Consider the following 2,907-nt stretch of genomic DNA (forward strand, 5'->3'; position numbering starts at 1 on the left):
GTGAAGAAGCGCATACGGTGGATGCCTTGGCAGTCAGAGGCGATGAAAGACGTGGTAGCCTGCGAAAAGCTTCGGGGAGTCGGCAAACAGACTTTGATCCGGAGATGTCTGAATGGGGGAACCCAGCCATCATAAGATGGTTATCTTGTACTGAATACATAGGTGCAAGAGGCGAACCAGGGGAACTGAAACATCTAAGTACCCTGAGGAAAAGAAATCAACCGAGATTCCCTTAGTAGTGGCGAGCGAACGGGGACTAGCCCTTAAGTGGCTTTGAGATTAGCGGAACGCTCTGGAAAGTGCGGCCATAGTGGGTGATAGCCCTGTACGCGAAAATCTCTTAGTCATGAAATCGAGTAGGACGGAGCACGAGAAACTTTGTCTGAATATGGGGGGACCATCCTCCAAGGCTAAATACTACTGACTGACCGATAGTGAACTAGTACCGTGAGGGAAAGGCGAAAAGAACCCCGGAGAGGGGAGTGAAATAGATCCTGAAACCGTATGCGTACAAGCAGTGGGAGCCCACTTTGTTGGGTGACTGCGTACCTTTTGTATAATGGGTCAGCGACTTATTTTCAGTGGCGAGCTTAACCGAATAGGGGAGGCGTAGCGAAAGCGAGTCTTAATAGGGCGTCTAGTCGCTGGGAATAGACCCGAAACCGGGCGATCTATCCATGGGCAGGTTGAAGGTTAGGTAACACTGACTGGAGGACCGAACCGACTACCGTTGAAAAGTTAGCGGATGACCTGTGGATCGGAGTGAAAGGCTAATCAAGCTCGGAGATAGCTGGTTCTCCTCGAAAGCTATTTAGGTAGCGCCTCATGTATCACTGTAGGGGGTAGAGCACTGTTTCGGCTAGGGGGTCATCCCGACTTACCAAACCGATGCAAACTCCGAATACCTACAAGTGCCGAGCATGGGAGACACACGGCGGGTGCTAACGTCCGTCGTGAAAAGGGAAACAACCCAGACCGTCAGCTAAGGTCCCAAAGTTATGGTTAAGTGGGAAACGATGTGGGAAGGCTTAGACAGCTAGGAGGTTGGCTTAGAAGCAGCCACCCTTTAAAGAAAGCGTAATAGCTCACTAGTCGAGTCGGCCTGCGCGGAAGATGTAACGGGGCTCAAACCATACACCGAAGCTACGGGTATCACCTTCGGGTGATGCGGTAGAGGAGCGTTCTGTAAGCCTGTGAAGGTGAGTTGAGAAGCTTGCTGGAGGTATCAGAAGTGCGAATGCTGACATGAGTAACGACAATGGGTGTGAAAAACACCCACGCCGAAAGACCAAGGTTTCCTGCGCAACGTTAATCGACGCAGGGTTAGTCGGTCCCTAAGGCGAGGCTGAAAAGCGTAGTCGATGGAAAACAGGTTAATATTCCTGTACTTCTGGTTATTGCGATGGAGGGACGGAGAAGGCTAGGCCAGCTTGGCGTTGGTTGTCCAAGTTTAAGGTGGTAGGCTGGAATCTTAGGTAAATCCGGGATTCTAAGGCCGAGAGCTGATGACGAGTTACCCTTTGGGTGACGAAGTGGTTGATGCCATGCTTCCAAGAAAAGCTTCTAAGCTTCAGATAACCAGGAACCGTACCCCAAACCGACACAGGTGGTTGGGTAGAGAATACCAAGGCGCTTGAGAGAACTCGGGTGAAGGAACTAGGCAAAATGGCACCGTAACTTCGGGAGAAGGTGCGCCGGTGAGGGTGAAGGACTTGCTCCGTAAGCCCACGCCGGTCGAAGATACCAGGCCGCTGCGACTGTTTATTAAAAACACAGCACTCTGCAAACACGAAAGTGGACGTATAGGGTGTGACGCCTGCCCGGTGCCGGAAGGTTAATTGATGGGGTTAGCTAACGCGAAGCTCTTGATCGAAGCCCCGGTAAACGGCGGCCGTAACTATAACGGTCCTAAGGTAGCGAAATTCCTTGTCGGGTAAGTTCCGACCTGCACGAATGGCGTAACGATGGCGGCGCTGTCTCCACCCGAGACTCAGTGAAATTGAAATCGCTGTGAAGATGCAGTGTATCCGCGGCTAGACGGAAAGACCCCGTGAACCTTTACTATAGCTTTGCACTGGACTTTGAATTTGCTTGTGTAGGATAGGTGGGAGGCTTTGAAGCGTGGACGCCAGTTCGCGTGGAGCCATCCTTGAAATACCACCCTGGCAACTTTGAGGTTCTAACTCAGGTCCGTTATCCGGATCGAGGACAGTGTATGGTGGGTAGTTTGACTGGGGCGGTCTCCTCCTAAAGAGTAACGGAGGAGTACGAAGGTGCGCTCAGACCGGTCGGAAATCGGTCGTAGAGTATAAAGGCAAAAGCGCGCTTGACTGCGAGACAGACACGTCGAGCAGGTACGAAAGTAGGTCTTAGTGATCCGGTGGTTCTGTATGGAAGGGCCATCGCTCAACGGATAAAAGGTACTCCGGGGATAACAGGCTGATACCGCCCAAGAGTTCATATCGACGGCGGTGTTTGGCACCTCGATGTCGGCTCATCACATCCTGGGGCTGAAGCCGGTCCCAAGGGTATGGCTGTTCGCCATTTAAAGTGGTACGCGAGCTGGGTTTAGAACGTCGTGAGACAGTTCGGTCCCTATCTGCCGTGGACGTTTGAGATTTGAGAGGGGCTGCTCCTAGTACGAGAGGACCGGAGTGGACGAACCTCTGGTGTTCCGGTTGTCACGCCAGTGGCATTGCCGGGTAGCTATGTTCGGAAAAGATAACCGCTGAAAGCATCTAAGCGGGAAACTTGCCTCAAGATGAGATCTCACTGGGACCTTGAGTCCCCTGAAGGGCCGTCGAAGACTACGACGTTGATAGGTTGGGTGTGTAAGCGCTGTGAGGCGTTGAGCTAACCAATACTAATTGCCCGTGAGGCTTGACCATATAACACCCAAGCAATTTG

The 2,907-nt window shown here is 52.1% G+C and carries 1 rRNA gene (running past one end of the window); it reads left to right on the top strand.

The features are described from left to right. Positions 1–2,888, top strand: a 23S ribosomal RNA gene (locus tag PMI26_RS11040) (it extends 6 nt beyond the left edge of the window). The last annotated feature ends 19 nt before the right edge of the window (positions 2,889–2,907 follow it).

Origin of the sequence: Pseudomonas sp. GM33, from assembly GCF_000282295.1 — a bacterium.
GTDB classification, from domain to species: domain Bacteria; phylum Pseudomonadota; class Gammaproteobacteria; order Pseudomonadales; family Pseudomonadaceae; genus Aquipseudomonas; species Aquipseudomonas laurylsulfatiphila.